Origin of the sequence: Micromonospora sp. NPDC006766 (assembly GCF_040636055.1) — a bacterium.
GTDB lineage: Bacteria > Actinomycetota > Actinomycetes > Mycobacteriales > Micromonosporaceae > Micromonospora.
Window position 1 is genome coordinate 25,222 of sequence record NZ_JBEYIX010000057.1, and the last position, 14,428, is coordinate 39,649.

Sequence of the window (14,428 nt, forward strand, 5' to 3'; positions counted from 1 at the left end):
CGGACACGGCGCCCGACAACACCGAGGCCGTTGGGCATCCGGTTCGCGTTCTACGGCCGGATGTCGACCAAGGAGTTCCAGGATCGGTTGTCGTCGACGCGGTGGCAGCGCGACTTCGCCGAGGACCTGGTCGATGGCCGGGGCGTAATCGTGGCTGAGTTCTTCGACGACGGCGGCTGCCGTGGCCGCAACGCTCACAGGCCGCACGGTTGCTCGCCGCCCTGGCCGATCCGGATCGCGGATTCGACGCGATCGTGGTCGGCGAGTTCGAGCGCGCCTTCTATGGCGACCAGTTCTGTCAGCTCGCCCCGCTGCTCAAGATCTACGGTGTCGAATTGTGGCTGCCCGAACTCAACGGCCCAGTCGACGCCACGAACGAACTCCACCTGTCACTGCTGGCGTTGCTCGGCGTGCATTTCGAAGCGTGAGATCCAGCGCTCGCGGTTCCGGACGATCGCGGCTATGCCCAGGTCATCGAGCAAGGCCGCCACCTGGGCGGCCGACCGCCCTACGGCTACCGCCTAGCCGACGCGGGCCCGCATCCGAACAGGGCGCACGCCCGCTGGGGCCGCAGGAAGCAGCGTCTGGAGCCTGACCCCACCACCGCACCCTGGGTGAAGTGGATCTTCGCCGAACGGTTAGCCGGGCAGAGCGTCGCGGGAATCGCTCGCGAGCTCAACGAGCGGCGGGTGCCCTGCCCATCCGGCTACGACCGGGCCCGCAACCCACATCGCAGCGGCACGGCCTGGACGCTGCGTACGGTGGCGGCGATCCTGGCCAACCCGCGCTACACCGGCCGACAAGTCTGGAACCGTCAGCACACCGACCGCGACCCACTCGACAACGCCGACGATCTTCTCGGCCAATCGGAAGTCCGGCGGTGGAGCGCCCTGCAGCAATGGGCGATCTCCCGCGACATCGCGCATGAACCACTGGTCAGCGAGCAGGACTTCATCTCCGCCCAGCAGACCAGCGCCGTACCCCCGCCGTCAGACGGCAACACGAACCGGTATCTGCTCAACGGGCTCATCCGATGCCAGGAATGCGGCCGGATCCTCGACTCACACTGGGTCAACGGCCACGCCGGCTACCGAGGCCGCCACGGTTTCCGCAGCGCGATCCCGGCCGGTACAACCCGGCTACGCAACGTCTACATCCACGAAGCCAAGGCCATCCGGCAGCTCGCCGAACACCTCGGCATGCCGCACACCGACCCCCACGCGGTGGTCGACGCCCTACTTGAACACGATGCCCTGGTCAGCTGCGCCATCGGCGGCGCGCTGGGCATCCATCTGATCCCAACCCCCACGCCAGCCCATCGGCCACGAGCGATACCACACCAGCGCCGACCAGCAGAAACCCCCACCGAACGCCATCGCTGACACCCGTGGGGGTTAACGTGTCCGAGGGGGACTCGTACACATGTTCGCGGCACCCATGCTTAGCATGGGTGCTCATGCCGTAATCCTATAGCAGTCAGCGGGCACTGTGGGAGAAGCAGCCGCTCACCTTGGGTGGTCATTATCGCTGGTCGCTGCGGCCCTCACCCCGGTCGGCCGTCGCGACCGGCGTAAGGCCCGCCGCGGATGCGCTATTGGAGCAGGTCTCGGATGTCGGCGGCGGTCAGTTGCGCGGACGCGAAGTCACCGCCGTCGAGGACGCTGCCGAACAGTTCGGCCTTGCGGGCCTTGAGCGCCATCACTTTCTCCTCGATCGTGTCCTTGGCGACCAGCCGGTACACCATCACGTTGCGGGTCTGCCCGATGCGGTGCACGCGGTCCACGGCCTGCGCCTTTATGGCGGGGTTCCACCAGGGGTCGAGCAGGATGCAGTAGTCGGCCTCGGTCAGGTTCAGCCCGAAACCACCAGCCTTGAGGCTGATCAGGAACACCGGTGCCGTGCCGTTCTTGAACTCGGCGAGCACCGCCGTCCGGTTGCGGGTGGCCCCGTCGAGGTAACAGCACCGGATGCCCGCTGCTTCCAGTCGCTCCCGGGCGGCGTCCAGGAACCGGGTGAACTGGCTGAACACCAGAGTGCGGTGGCCTTCGGCGACGAGGTCGTTGACCTGTTCGGCCAGCACGTCCAGTTTGGTTGACGGCACGGCGCGGCGGGTTCCCGACCGACGGCCCGCAGCCGCCGATCCTGCCCGTTACCTAATGATCGTCCCCAGCCGGGGACTCCTCGGTCGCCCGGCCCGGTATGACTTACTTCCCCTGTCGCACGCATGATCCGGGGGGTGTTGTCGCCGGGTCGGGTGGCGTCGGCGGACCGCTGATAGGGACCCGGCCACCCCGGTGCTCGGGGTAGGTCTCTTCGTAACGTGGATGCCGGCAGTCCGACGCCCAGACCAGCGACCGAGGTACGCGACAGCGACCGGAGGCGGTGCGGGTGCACGGCGACTACCAGGTCTTCCTGGGCTTGGACGTCGGTAAGGGTGATCATCACGCGGTCGGGTTGGCCGTGGACGGCAAGCGGCTGCATGATGCGCCGTTGCCCAACACCGAGGCCCGGTTGCGGGCTGTGTTCGACAAACTCGGCCGTCACGGTCGGGTTCTGGTGGTGGTGGACCAGCCGGCGTCGATCGGCGCCCTGCCGGTGGCGGTCGCCCGCGCGTGTGGGCATCAGGTGGCCTACCTGCCCGGCCTGGCGATGCGGCGGATCGCTGATCTGCATCCCGGCAGCGCGAAGACCGACGCCCGCGACGCCTACGTGATCGCGGACGCGGCCCGCACCTTGCCGCACACCCTGCGGCGGGTCGACACCGGCGACGACACCCTGGCCGAGTTGGAGATGCTGGTCGGCTACGACGACGACCTCGCCGGCGAAGCCACCCGGGTCTCCAATCGCATTCGCGGCCTGCTCACCCAGATCCCCCCCCCCCCCCCCCTGGAACGCGTCCTCGGCCCCAAAATCCAGCACAAGGCGGTCCTGGAACTGCTCTCCCGCTGCGGCGGGCCGGTCGGGCTGCGCAAGGCCGGCCGACGCAACCTCACCCAGATCGCGGTCAAGAACGCACCCCGCATGGGCACGACACTGGTCGAAGCCATCTTCACCGCCCTGGACGAGCAGACCGTCACCGTCCCCGGCAGCCAGGCCGCCGAGACGATCCTGCCCCGCCTCGCCGACAGCCTCCGCGACGTCCTGCGGCAACGCGACCAAATCGCCGGCGAGGTGGAGAGGATGCTCGATACGCACCCTCTCGCCGAGGTCCTGACCTCGATGCCCGGCATCGGCGTCAGGACCGGAGCCCGGATCCTCCTCGAAGTCGGCGACGGCTCCGCCTTCGCCACCCCCGGGCACCTGGCCGCCTACGCCGGCCTCGCCCCCGTCACCCGACGCTCCGGCAGCTCGATCCGCGGCGAACACCCACCCAAGGGCGGCAACAAACAGCTGAAACGCGCGTTCTTCCTCGCCGCGTTCGCGGCCCTGACCGACCCCACGTCCAGGGCCTACTACTACCGCAAACGCGCCGAGGGCAAGAAACACAACGCCGCCCTCATCTGCCTCGCGCCCGACGCCGCGTCGACGTCCTACACGCCATGCTCCGCGACAAGATCCCCTACCAACCAAGGCCCGCCACTGCTTGACAAAACCCATAGGGACACCCCCCCCGCGACGGCTGGCTGTTCCTCGACCGCTCGAGGTTCGCCGGCTCGTTCGCCGCCGACCTGCCCGCCGCCGACGCCGCCTTCCTCGCCGACTCGCAGGTCCCGTGGAACGTCGCCGCCCTCGGCGGCGTCGTGACCGAGTCGGCGTGGCGGTCCAAGCCCGCGTTCTACCTTGTCGCCACCGACGACCACATGATCCCGCCGCCGGCCCAGCGGTCGATGGCCGCCCGCGTCGGCGCGGTCACCACCGAGGCGATCGGCAGCCACGCCGTCTACGTCTCCCAGCCGGGCGCGGTCGCTGACCTCATCCGCCTGGCCGCGAACACGGACCGCTGACCCCTCTCACACCCAGTTTGCCCGACAGACGTTGATGTAGCGGGTGCATTCATCCGCTGTTGCCGTTCCAACAACCAAGCACGGCTCGCAGGAATGAGGAGATCACGTTGGATGCGCATGTTTCACGCCGCAACCTGTTGGCGACCGGCGTGGCGGTGGCCGGAGCCGCAGCGGTGATGGCCGGTCCGTTCGGTACGGACACCGCGGCCGCGGCCACGGCTGGCCGGTCCAACCCGAAAGTCAAGCCGACGATCGTGTTGGTGCACGGCGGGTATGCCGATTCGTCGTGCTGGAACCAGACCCTGGCCTACCTTCAAAGCGAGGGCTACACCACGATCTGCGGGGCGAACCCGCTGCGAGGTATCCCGACCGACGCCCCGTACATCGCGAGTCTGCTGGACTCCATCCCCGGGCCGGTCGTGCTGGTCGGCCACTCCATGGGTGGCACCGTCATCACCAACGCCGCGGCCGGTAAGAGCAACGTCAAGGCGCTGGTCTACATCGCCGGGTTCGTGCCCGACGTCGGCGAGACGCAGGCTGACCTGATCAACAAGTTCCCCGGCAGCGAGGTTCTGCCCGTCAGCGTGCCGGTCTCGTACACGAAGGCCGACGGCACCACCGGAACCGACCTGTACCTGAGCCCGAACGGCCAGGCCGCGTTCGCCGCGGACATTTCCAAGCACGCCTTCCAGCTCCTGCAGGCCACCCAGCGACCGTTCGACGCGGACTCCTTCATCTACCCGACGACGGCCGCCGCGTGGCACACGATCCCGGTGTGGGGGCTGGTCGCCGGTCAGGACAAGGCCATTCCGCCCGCGGCCGAGCGTTGGATGTACAGCCGCGCCAACGCCCGCAAGGTCGTCGAGGTGCCGAACTCGTCCCACTGCGCGATGCTCAGCCACCCGCAGGTCGTCGCGGACCTCATCCACCAGGCCGCCAAGGCGACGAGCTGACTCAAAGGCACCGAGCCCGGCAGCCATCCCGCCGGGACATAGCCAGCCCCGGCCTGCGTACCGCAGGCCAGGGCTGGTCTGCCTGATGCCCGCTGGCGAGCGGATGAGTTTGGCCGGTCATCGCCATCAGGGCGGTCGCCACTGCCTCGATGTCGGCCGTGATGTATGTCGTGGTGGCCGGTCCGGTGGAGTCGGTATGGCCAGCAAAGGCGCGGGCGATGCCGTGGCCGAAGTGGCGTTGAACCCCGCGCAGCTCAGGTGCGTTGAACCACGACCGACGCCCGGCACCGTCGGCACGCGCGGGACAGTGTCGCCGGCCTTCGGGCCGGTGTCGCGGTACGCGTAGTCGATACCGTTTGCCGCCCTGACCAGTTTGTTTGGCAGGTGGAAATATGAGCTGTCCACGTGCGCCGAGCTGATATCGGTGCCGGCCGGGCGGGTGGACATGTGAGTAACCTCCGCCTGGTGTTGTTTCCGGCGGCTGGTCCGGCTCGGCCCGCTGGGCCTTTGCTATTGGCCTGGGTCAGGTCCTGGTTGGCGCTGAGGGGATCCCTACCTGAGTGATTCGCACCGACCAGCAGCCCTCGCCGATCCCTCTACCGCGCGCTTCGCACGGCCTGGGCTTCGCATTCCTCGCCTATGCGGCCGTTACACCAGTTCTCGCGAAGCTGTTTGTCGTCGAATCCCCGAAACTTGGCACAAATGCGGAACTTTAGCCTGGTTAAAAGACCTGTTCATCCACGTATGCGCCTTCAGTCCGGTGCGCGCCAGCGGCAACGACTCCATCAGGTTCCGCGCGGCGCTCGAGCTCGGCAGCACGAGGCCGGAATGTACCGGCGTTCCAATTTCCGCGATGTCCGGCAAGGCCGACTCCTCGTCCTCGAGGATGTGAGGGGGCGGCCCCGTATTCACGAGTCCCGGGCCGCCCCATCCGCCATCGAGGGGCTGGTCTTGTCGTCCGTCACCATGGCCGGCCCCGAACAGCAGAGGCTCAGTCAGCGTGGGGTGACCCGGCGAAGCACCTGTCCTCACCTTGTGTGAGGGGCGGCCAGCACCGGAGGGGCGATGGCATGGACCAGGACGCGCGGGAGCAGGGGCTGCTCAACGCCCTGACCACCGAACACTTCGTGCTCCAGACGTCGCGTAGCGCAACGATCACCGAGTCCGTCGGACGGACAACTGTGTTCCTGTCACTGCTGTCTGCCGCGCTGATCGGGCTGGGCTTCGTCTCCAGCAGCGGACACCTGATCAAGCCGTACCTCGGTGCGGTGCTGCCGACCCTGGTGATCACCGGGCTGCTCACCTTCGGCCGGCTGGTGGAGAACATGGTGGAGAACTCGCTGGATCTCAAGCGCATCCAGCACATCCGCGCCTACTATCACCGCCAGTTCGCCGGCGAGCACGACTTCTTCGCCGACGCGATCACCGGCGGGGGCGACACGCGGACGATCGCGGCGGCGGTTGGCGGCGGCGCCTCTCGCTGGCAACTACTCCTGACCACGGCGGCTATGGTGGGCGCCGTCAACGCACTGCTGATCGGTCTGGGCGCGACCCTGCTGACCGGAGTGGCGGGCGGATCCCCCACGTTTGCGATCGCGCTCGGTGTGGCGGTCGCACTGGTCGCCTTCGCCGCCCAGCTCGCGTTCATCAAGCGAGCCTCGATCTGGCTGAGCGGCTGATCGTTGCTCGGCGACAACGAGCATGTCGGTGCGAACGCAGTTACGAGAGATCACAGTGTCATCCGATGTCGCCTTGCAGAGCCTCGTCTCGGCTCTTGTTGGTCGTCTCGGTGCTCTCTCGCTGTCTTCCGTTGACCGGCACCGGGCTAATTGCCGCCGGCATCGCTGCCGAGCCTTGAGGGTCTAGCGGTCAGGTGCGCCCGGCAGGGCACTTCCGTTCTCGGCTGGCCGGGCCCAGCGCGTTTACGCCGAGGCCGCTTTGGTACTCGCAACGTGGCTGCCTCTGGTCATGGCGTCGGCACAAAGGAGGCCCGTCGCCCGCGGGACAGCATGGGCAGAAGTGAACACCTCACCCCGTAGGGAAGGAAGCCCCATGAATGGCCGACCGAACATCGTCCTCGTCCACGGCGCGTGGGCCGACGGCTCCTGTTGGAGCGGCGTCATCGAGCGTCTACAGGCCGACGGTTACCACGTCACGGCCCCGCAGTTCCCCCTGACCTCGACGGGCGATGATGTCGCCCGGCTACGCCAGGTCCTCACCTTGCAGGACGGCCCAACGATTGTGGCCGGGCACTCCTACGGCGGCCAGATCATGACCGCCCTCGGCACCGACGCGCCGAACGTGGTCGGACTGGTGTACATCGCGGCCTTCGGACTCGACCAAGGCGAATCACTCGGCGCTCTGCTGTCGCAGGGCCCCACACCGCCGGCGCTGGAGCACTTGTTCACCGACAAGCAGGGCTTCATGTGGCAGCCGCAGGACGACTACGTCCAACACTTCGCGGCCGACGTCGACCCGGTCCGGGCCAGGGTGATGCACGCCGTCCAGCAGCCCACTGCCAGCTCCACCTTCTCGGAAACGATGGGCGTCCCGGCTTGGAAATCACTACCGTCCTGGTACCTGATCGCCACCCAGGACCAGGCGATCCCACCGGACGCGCAGCGCATGTTCGCCAGCCGCATGGGCGCGACCACCAGCGAAGTCCCTGCCAGCCACGTCCCGATGGTTTCCCACCCCGACGTAGCGGCACAACTCATCAAGACAGCAGCCGAAACCCGGACCGCAATGCCGGCAGGCCAAGCACGCAGATGACAACTGGCCGCAGGCAGCGGTGGAGCACACTCGCGGCCGGCATGGGGCCGGGGCGCGCCCCCGGTCGCAGAACCCGGCGTACGCGACTTATCCGCCGTCAACCAGGTCAGCAGCTGAACGTAGTGGCTGCGGGGTTCGCTGAGGGCACCTTTCGGGCGGAGATGGGGGACGATGATGGTAGGAGATGAACGCGGACGAAGCGAGCGGCTGCTGCCGCCCACATCGCCCCGACAGGCGACGGTCCTGGCTCAGTTCATCGCCGGTCCCGGAGGCGCGGACGCCGTCCGAGGCGCCCTTCTTCAGCTCGTGCAGGCGACCCGGGAGGAGCGCGGCAACCTCAGCTACGACGTGCACCAGTTGAAGAACAACACGGCTGCGTTCTACGTGCTCGGCAACTGGGCGGACGAGCAGGCGCTGGAGGCGCATCTGGCGAGCGCACACGTGCGGCAGTGCCTCACGGACACCGTTGCGGGCGAGGTCGTCGCCCCGTACGCGCAGTGGCGCGTGCAGCTGCTGTCGGAACCCGACGCCCGGTCCGACCGCCCGCGGCCGGTCGGGAACTCGCCGGCTCAGGTGACTCTCTTGCCGTTCTTCACGATCAGGGCTGGCGAGGAGGCCGCGGTTGGCAACTGCCACTTGGAGATGGTCAGGATCACCCGCGCCGAGCCCGGGTGCCTGGGCTACGACCTCTACCAGTCGGTCGAGGACCCGTCGGTCATGTTCCTGTACGAGAACTGGACCGACCAGGCGGCCCTCGACAAACACATGAACACCTCCAGCTTCTACCGCATCGTCCGAGGCGAGATCGACAAACGCCTGGTCGCCCCGTGGACCGCGCACATGATGACGATGATCAGCGAGCCCCACCGCGAGCGGATCGCGGCCTGACCAGTTCTGCCCGGCCGCCACGCGGCGGGCCCTGCAGCGGGGCCAGGAGTTCGAGTCGCAGCTGTGGACGGCACCGACCTGACGGCTGTGGTTCACCGATGAAGAGGGCGTAGGGATGAGAGCTGTCGTCTATCGCGACGTGCGCAGCGTCGACGTGTGCGATGTTCCCGAGCCGACGGTGCAGGAGGAGACCGACGCGGTCGTGCGGGTCACCTCCACGGCCCTGTGCGGCACGGATCTGCACATGTACGACGGGCGTACGGGCGCGCAGCCCGGCCTTGTTCTGGGCCACGAGCCGTTGGGTGTGGTCGAGCGGGTGGGGTCTGCGGTGCAGAGGGTCCACCCGGGTACCCGGGTGGTGGTTCCCACCCACCTGTTCTGCGGTGTCTGCGCCATGTGCGCCCGCGGCTTGTCCGCCCTGTGCCTGCGGGCACGAACCGAGGGGCCTGGGGCGGCGTACGGCTACGCGGGCATGGGCCCGTATCCGGGCGCGCAGGCCGAACTGCTGCGCGTGCCGTGGGCCGACGCGAACTGCCTGCCCGTGCCAGGAGAGCCGGGCGACGCGTACGAGGACGACTTCGTGTTGCTCGCCGACGCGTTCGTCACCGGCTGGCACGCGGCGGCCACCCTCGCCGACGTCCGGGCCGGGGACACCGTCGCCGTGTTCGGCGCCGGCACGATCGGATTGCTCGCCGCGTACTCCGCCGGCCTGCTCGGCGCCCGCGCCGTCTACAGCGTCGACCAGGTCGATGCCCGACTGAACAAGGCCGAAGAACTGGGGGCGGCGCCCATCGACCTCCGCCAAGGGGATCCGGTCGAACAGATCCGCGCAGACCGGGCCCGCCACGGCCTGCCGCTGGGCGAGGAGAAGCTGCGGGGTGTGGACAAGGTCATCGACGCGGTCGGCTTCCAGGCCCACGACCGCGCCCACCCCGACCGCGAACGCGCCGACCAGGTACTCGCCGACGCCGCCCGCCTGGTCAACCCCGGCGGCGCGATCGCCGTCGCCGGCGTCTACCCCGAGAAGGACCGCACACCCCAAGCGGGCGGCACCACCGACGGACACCTCAACGCCCCGTGGGGCACATTCTTCGCCAAGGGCGTCGCGGTACGCTTCGGGCGTACCCACGACCGCCGCTACACCCGGCTGCTGCGCGACATGGTGACCTCCGGCCGGGCCCGACCCGGCACGATCATCACCCACCATGGCAGCCTGGACGACGCCCCCAACTTCTACCGGCGGTTCGACCAACGGCAGGAGATGATCAAGGCAGTTCTGCACCCGTGATCGCCTCTCAGCACGGCCGCGCTGCCCCTGCTGGCACGCCGTCAGATCACCCAGGGTCGCTCGCTGCCGTCGCCGCTCGGCCGCACGGGCGCGCCGGGGCCATCGACGCGCGACAGTCGAGATCATGATCCGCACCCACATGTTGGTCGTTTGCAGCTGACCACCCTCGCCGCGCAACAGCACCTCGGCGATGGGATACCTCGCGCCTACGCCGGGCATACCGAAGCCCCGGCTCCTCCACGGCCACCTATATCAAAGCGATCTTCATAACGTCGCTGACGCGCTGTCGGCGGCGACCGGGCTGGCGCACACTTTCACGTCCACGACCCTGTCCCTAACCTCCGTCTTTCGCTAACTGTTGATCATGGCGGTGGCCAGGGCAGTTGGTCTGTCCTGGTGGGCCGACGGGACGTGTGGGCATGCTGATGGGCCGGCGTGGTTGGCCGGGGTCCTCCAGGTGCTGGCTCGTCGGGGTGCGGGGGTGGGGTTCAGGTGACTGGTTGTGGTAGCGCGGTCAGCCGGGTGAACGCGGTGACTAGGTCGGTGGCCCAGGGCCAGCCCTCGGCGATGCGTAGGCGGGTGCGTCTGGCGGTGCGGGTGATGCGGGCTGCGACGTGGAGTAGCCGGTAGCGCAGTTTCTTGGGTTCGGCGGCGGCCAGTTCGCCGTCCAGGAGCAGGTGCTGGGTCCAGGCGAGTAGGTCGATGCCGGTGAGGGCGAGTTCGAGCCATGCCTGGTTGATCGCGAACACGCGGGAGGGGAACCGGCCGAAGCCGGTGTCCTTACCGGTGCGGATGCGATCCTCTACCCGTGCGTGAGCGCGGTGGCGGGCTTCCAGGTACTGGACCGACCCACCGCCGATCGGGGTGTCGGTGGCCATGACCTGGTGGCGCATGCCTTCGATGGTGTCGAACAGGGTCAGTTGCGCGCCGGGGTGCGGGCGCTCACGGCGGACGATGAACCGGGTGCCTTGCGGGTAGGCGGCCCGCCAGCCGGCGGGCAGCGGGCCGGTGATCTCGCAGATCTCGGCTCCGTCACGCAGGTCGCCGTCGCTGTCGAGCGCGTCGGTCCAGTCGGTAGCGGCGCGGATCGCTTCGCGGATCGGTTCGGTGATGGCCACGCCGACGGAGAACCGGATGTTGATGCCGTGCTCACGCAGGCCACGGATGTGGGCAAGGAACCCGTGTGTGCAGCCGGCCGAGTCCGAGCGCAGGAGGATCGGCGTGCCGTGCCGGTGGGCGTCGGGGATCTGCTCCAGTGCGCGGTCGAGCACGGTGATGTGGTCGGCGGTGGTGTTCGACCCGGCTCGGCCCTCGCGCAGCAGCCCGGACAGGGCCTCGCGGGTGGCATCGAGGAAGCAGAACAGCGGGTGGTAGCCGTAAGGTCGGCCCGGGGCGCCCTGCAGCGTTGCCGCTGTGGGTTTCCCCGGACCGCCTTCCGAACCCGGCGTGCCCATTCCTGAGCACCGGGCTCTCCGCAAGCCCAGTCGGGTCGCGCCAGTGGATCCGATCTCGTCATCCTGTAGTCGACCACGGGCTGGGGATCTTCGCACCCCGGTAGCGGTAGCGGGTTGTCCGCACCTTCACCGGGTTGAACAGCGTGATCTCGTCTGTTCGTGGCCACCACGTGCCGGCGCAGAAACGCCGTCGTAGTTCCTTCCAGCCGATGCGGGCGTGTTTGTTCCTGATCCAGAGGATCACCCTGCGCCAGATGTAGCTGCTCAGATAGGCGAAGGTCTTGTAGGACACGCCCGGCCGGAAGTAGACGCACCAACCCTTGACCATTCGGTTGATCCGGAGGATCAGGGTGGACAGGTCCATGTTCTGGTTCTGCCGGCACCACGTCTTGACCTTGACGCAGATCGCCTTGACGGCCTTCCGCGCCGGGTAGGTGTAGATGTAGTGCTTGTTCGTCCCTTTCTTGCGATGGCGCTGGATACGCCAGCCGAGAAAGTCGACTCCGTCATCGATGTGGGTGATCGAGGTCTTCTCCGGAGACAGGCGCAGACCCATCCCGGACAGGACCCCGGCGATCTCCTCCTTGAGTACCTCGGCGTGTTGCCGAGTCCCGATGACCAGGAGCAGCCAGTCGTCGGCGTACCGGATGAGCCGAAAGTTCGCCAGTCCGGCCCGCCGTCGTTTGCTGCGCTCCCAGCCGCTGCTGGACGGCCCGCCCGGCTTCCCGGCGATGTGATCGTCGAGGACCGACAGGGCGATGTTGGCCAGCAGCGGAGAGAGGATGGCGCCCTGGGGTGTTCCCGTTCCTGTCTCGACTACCTGACCGGCCTCGGTGAGCAGGCCGGACTTCAGGAACGCCTTCACCAGGGCCAGGATGCGCTTGTCGGCGATGCGTGCTCTCACCCGGTCCATCAGGGCCGGGTGGGAGATCTCGTCGAAGCACGCCTTGATGTCGCCTTCCACGATCCACTCGTAGCCCTTGGTCGTGAACATGCGCGTCTCGGCGATCGCGTCCTGCGCCCGGCGGTTCGGGCGGAACCCATACGAGCACGGGCGGAAGTCCGCTTCGAAAATGGGTTCCAGGACCAGCTTGAGGGCCGCCTGCACCACCCGGTCACGAACGGTGGGGATCCCGAGCCGGCGACGCTTCGTCGTACCCGGCTTCGGGATCATCCGTTCACGCACGGGCACTGGCTGGAATCTGCGCGCCTTCACCTCGGCCGCGATGCCTGCCAGGAAGCCCTCCACGCCGCGCACCGCTTCGACGTAGTGGACGGTTTCACCGTCCACGCCAGCGGTGCGCGACCCCTTGTTCCCCCGCACCCGGCCCCACGCCACCAGCAGGAACGCGGGGTCGTAGACGAGGTTGTGCAGATCGTCGAACACTCGACGAGGATCGCTGGTCGCCCAGCGGTGCAGCTTGGTCTGGATCTCCCGTACCCGTTGCTCGGCCCTCAATATGGCCAGCTCCGGATCGTCGGTGTTCACCAACGGCCTCCGGGCATTCCAACATCCGTACTGCCTGCTTGCTGGCCCCCTTCGCCATGTGCACGCCTCTCGCGTGCTCGGACTACTACGGGGCCTCCGCCCCGTCCCACGCCCAGGCCGGCAACGGACCCCTCCCGACCCGGCGGGCTGGCTGCCCACCAGCGGGACAAGCGTTGGACGGTTCCCACGTTCACCACGGACACGATCGGCCGGGTCGGTGCCCAGCTGTACTCCGGCAGCTTCGCCACGCCTACGTCGCAGACCTTCAACGTGGCCTCCCCACCGAAACATTCAGTCGGCTTCGGAGTCGACCACCCACCTACCCGGCGGTCGTGCACTGCGTCCCGGCCCATATCCACCAGGTTCGAGCCGGTACAAGCGTTACGGAGCTTCAGACACTGGTTCACACGCGGTTACACCTTTCGGCCTCGCTTGCCGGACCCGGACCGTCTGGCAGTACCAACCCGTCCCGGCGTTGTCAGGGCTGCTCCCACCCCCACCGACGTTCCCCGGCAGCGGCTGCCCCCAGCTTCACCAACCTGCTGCGACAGGCTGGCGGTGGAGTCCTCTCACCCCCACTCGCATCCACAGCGCCTCGTGGCGCACGAAGGTCTTCTTCCATGTGCGCGACGCGTTCTCTTTCTCGGAGTGGCAGATCACGATCGAGGCGTCCACGTCCAGGACGATCCCCGGCACCGGCATCCCCGCCGCGGTCGAGGCGGGCAGGTGTCCGCGGGTCTCGACCGTCTGCGCCCATGCCAGCTCTCGCGCACCGGCTCGGGCCTGCCGCAGCCGCGCCAACGCGTCGGCGTCCATGCCGGACAACACCCCGCCACGCCGTCGGATCCGAGGCCACCGGGCCGAACAGGGCCGCCTGATCCCGCAAGACAGCAAGATCGGCGATGGCCTCACCGCCGTCGGCCAACATCACCGCCAGATCCACCGCGACCCGCCCGGGATCATGCCCGGCCTGCCGCTGCCGCAGCGGCGCCAGAGCCTCGCCAAATCCCCTGGTCAGACCGGTGGCATCAGCGACATCGGCGAGCAGGCGCGTACCGGCATGGCCGACCACACCCCGCCCGTCACCGCTGACCACAACCCTCGGACGCGTTCCGGTAGCCTTCACCCAGCAAGTGCCTTCCGTGACGGGCGATCTGGACCTTCGACAAGTCAGATCATCCCAGATCAGAAGGCACTTCCTCTTTCAAGATCCACGATGCGGGCAGCCCTTACTGAAGGGCCGAGGCTAACGGCGAGCCTTTACGAAGGCGCGCGTTCGGCCCTCGGATCGGGAAGGATGCCGACATGGGCCGGAATGATGTGCGGCGCGCTGTCGGAGGAGTCCGGATGACCGAGTTGTTCCCGCCGATCCCGCTGTCCGCCTGGGCGGACTCGAAGGAAACCGTCCACCGGTTCACGCAGATCGTCGGCAAGATCCGACTGGACCAGGCACCACCGCGCAACCACTGGTGGCACGTGCCGTGAGGTTCCCCCGGTAGCTCGGAGACTTTCGATCGTGGTCTGATAGGCCCTGACCAGGAGGTCTTCGTGCCTGCCCCTCGTAAGTACCCGGATGAGCTGCGCCAGCGTGCGGTGCGGCTGTATCGGGAGTCCGACCCCAAACCGGTGATCAAGCGTCT

The 14,428-nt window shown here is 68.1% G+C and carries 11 protein-coding genes and 3 pseudogenes; 10 read left to right on the forward strand and 4 right to left on the reverse strand.

All coding sequences use genetic code 11. The annotated features are described in order from the left end of the window. The first annotated feature begins 209 nt into the window (after positions 1-209). On the forward strand, positions 210-428 hold the full coding sequence (locus ABZ671_RS28270) for a hypothetical protein (protein ID WP_357863839.1): 219 nt from the start codon (positions 210-212) through the stop codon (positions 426-428). A 186-nt stretch (positions 429-614) separates the two neighbouring features. Continuing rightward, positions 615-1,382, forward strand: a complete 768-nt coding sequence (locus ABZ671_RS28275) for a recombinase family protein (RefSeq protein WP_357863841.1) — start codon at positions 615-617, stop codon at positions 1,380-1,382. Positions 1,383-1,591: 209 nt separating this feature from the next. On the opposite strand, the gene ABZ671_RS28280 is transcribed toward ABZ671_RS28275, so the two are convergent. Beyond that, positions 1,592-2,101, reverse strand: coding sequence for a C-terminal helicase domain-containing protein (locus ABZ671_RS28280; RefSeq protein WP_357863843.1), 510 nt, complete (start codon positions 2,099-2,101; stop codon positions 1,592-1,594). Between the two features lie 287 nt (positions 2,102-2,388). Between ABZ671_RS28280 and ABZ671_RS28285 the strand changes: the two are divergent. The 7 genes and pseudogenes from ABZ671_RS28285 (at position 2,389) to ABZ671_RS28315 (ending at position 9,845) form a co-directional block, all read left to right on the forward strand. Then, positions 2,389-3,587, forward strand: a pseudogene (locus ABZ671_RS28285) (IS110 family transposase). A gap of 81 nt (positions 3,588-3,668) precedes the next feature. Further along, positions 3,669-3,944 (forward strand): alpha/beta fold hydrolase, encoded by a 276-nt coding sequence (locus tag ABZ671_RS28290; RefSeq protein WP_357863858.1) that lies wholly within the window; start codon positions 3,669-3,671, stop codon positions 3,942-3,944. 107 nt (positions 3,945-4,051) lie between these two features. Further along, positions 4,052-4,897 carry an alpha/beta hydrolase gene (locus ABZ671_RS28295; RefSeq protein WP_357863845.1) on the forward strand — a complete coding sequence of 282 codons (846 nt, stop codon included), beginning with the start codon at positions 4,052-4,054 and terminating at the stop codon, positions 4,895-4,897. A gap of 1,070 nt (positions 4,898-5,967) precedes the next feature. Further along, complete coding sequence (locus tag ABZ671_RS28300; RefSeq protein WP_357863846.1) at positions 5,968-6,576, forward strand: hypothetical protein; 609 nt, start codon at positions 5,968-5,970, stop codon at positions 6,574-6,576. Between the two features lie 373 nt (positions 6,577-6,949). Next, positions 6,950-7,669 (forward strand): alpha/beta hydrolase, encoded by a 720-nt coding sequence (locus ABZ671_RS28305; RefSeq protein WP_357863848.1) that lies wholly within the window; start codon positions 6,950-6,952, stop codon positions 7,667-7,669. 171 nt (positions 7,670-7,840) lie between these two features. After that, positions 7,841-8,557 carry a putative quinol monooxygenase gene (locus ABZ671_RS28310; protein ID WP_357863850.1) on the forward strand — a complete coding sequence of 239 codons (717 nt, stop codon included), beginning with the start codon at positions 7,841-7,843 and terminating at the stop codon, positions 8,555-8,557. A gap of 115 nt (positions 8,558-8,672) precedes the next feature. Then, positions 8,673-9,845, forward strand: a complete 1,173-nt coding sequence (locus ABZ671_RS28315; RefSeq protein ID WP_357863852.1) for a glutathione-independent formaldehyde dehydrogenase — start codon at positions 8,673-8,675, stop codon at positions 9,843-9,845. Positions 9,846-10,333: 488 nt separating this feature from the next. Here the strand turns inward: ABZ671_RS28315 and ABZ671_RS28320 are convergent. From ABZ671_RS28320 to ABZ671_RS28330, 3 genes and pseudogenes are all read right to left on the reverse strand, one after another. Beyond that, positions 10,334-11,224 (reverse strand): annotated as a pseudogene (locus ABZ671_RS28320) (IS1380 family transposase); the annotation flags it as partial. 133 nt (positions 11,225-11,357) lie between these two features. Continuing rightward, complete coding sequence (gene ltrA / locus ABZ671_RS28325) at positions 11,358-12,788, reverse strand: group II intron reverse transcriptase/maturase (protein ID WP_357863854.1); 1,431 nt, start codon at positions 12,786-12,788, stop codon at positions 11,358-11,360. Between the two features lie 606 nt (positions 12,789-13,394). Then, positions 13,395-13,962 (reverse strand): annotated as a pseudogene (locus ABZ671_RS28330) (transposase); the annotation flags it as partial. Between the two features lie 173 nt (positions 13,963-14,135). Here ABZ671_RS28330 and ABZ671_RS28335 point away from each other — a divergent pair. Next, on the forward strand, positions 14,136-14,273 hold the full coding sequence (locus ABZ671_RS28335) for a DUF5996 family protein (RefSeq protein ID WP_357863856.1): 138 nt from the start codon (positions 14,136-14,138) through the stop codon (positions 14,271-14,273). Positions 14,274-14,428: the final 155 nt, after the last annotated feature.

Coding starts and splice junctions, on each gene's coding strand:
- ABZ671_RS28300 (WP_357863846.1), top strand. CDS start 5,968: ATGGACCAGGACGCGCGGGAGCAGGGGCTGCTCAACGCCCTGACCACC.
- ABZ671_RS28305 (WP_357863848.1), top strand. CDS start 6,950: ATGAATGGCCGACCGAACATCGTCCTCGTCCACGGCGCGTGGGCCGAC.
- ABZ671_RS28310 (WP_357863850.1), top strand. CDS start 7,841: ATGATGGTAGGAGATGAACGCGGACGAAGCGAGCGGCTGCTGCCGCCC.
- ABZ671_RS28315 (WP_357863852.1), top strand. CDS start 8,673: ATGAGAGCTGTCGTCTATCGCGACGTGCGCAGCGTCGACGTGTGCGAT.
- ABZ671_RS28335 (WP_357863856.1), top strand. CDS start 14,136: ATGACCGAGTTGTTCCCGCCGATCCCGCTGTCCGCCTGGGCGGACTCG.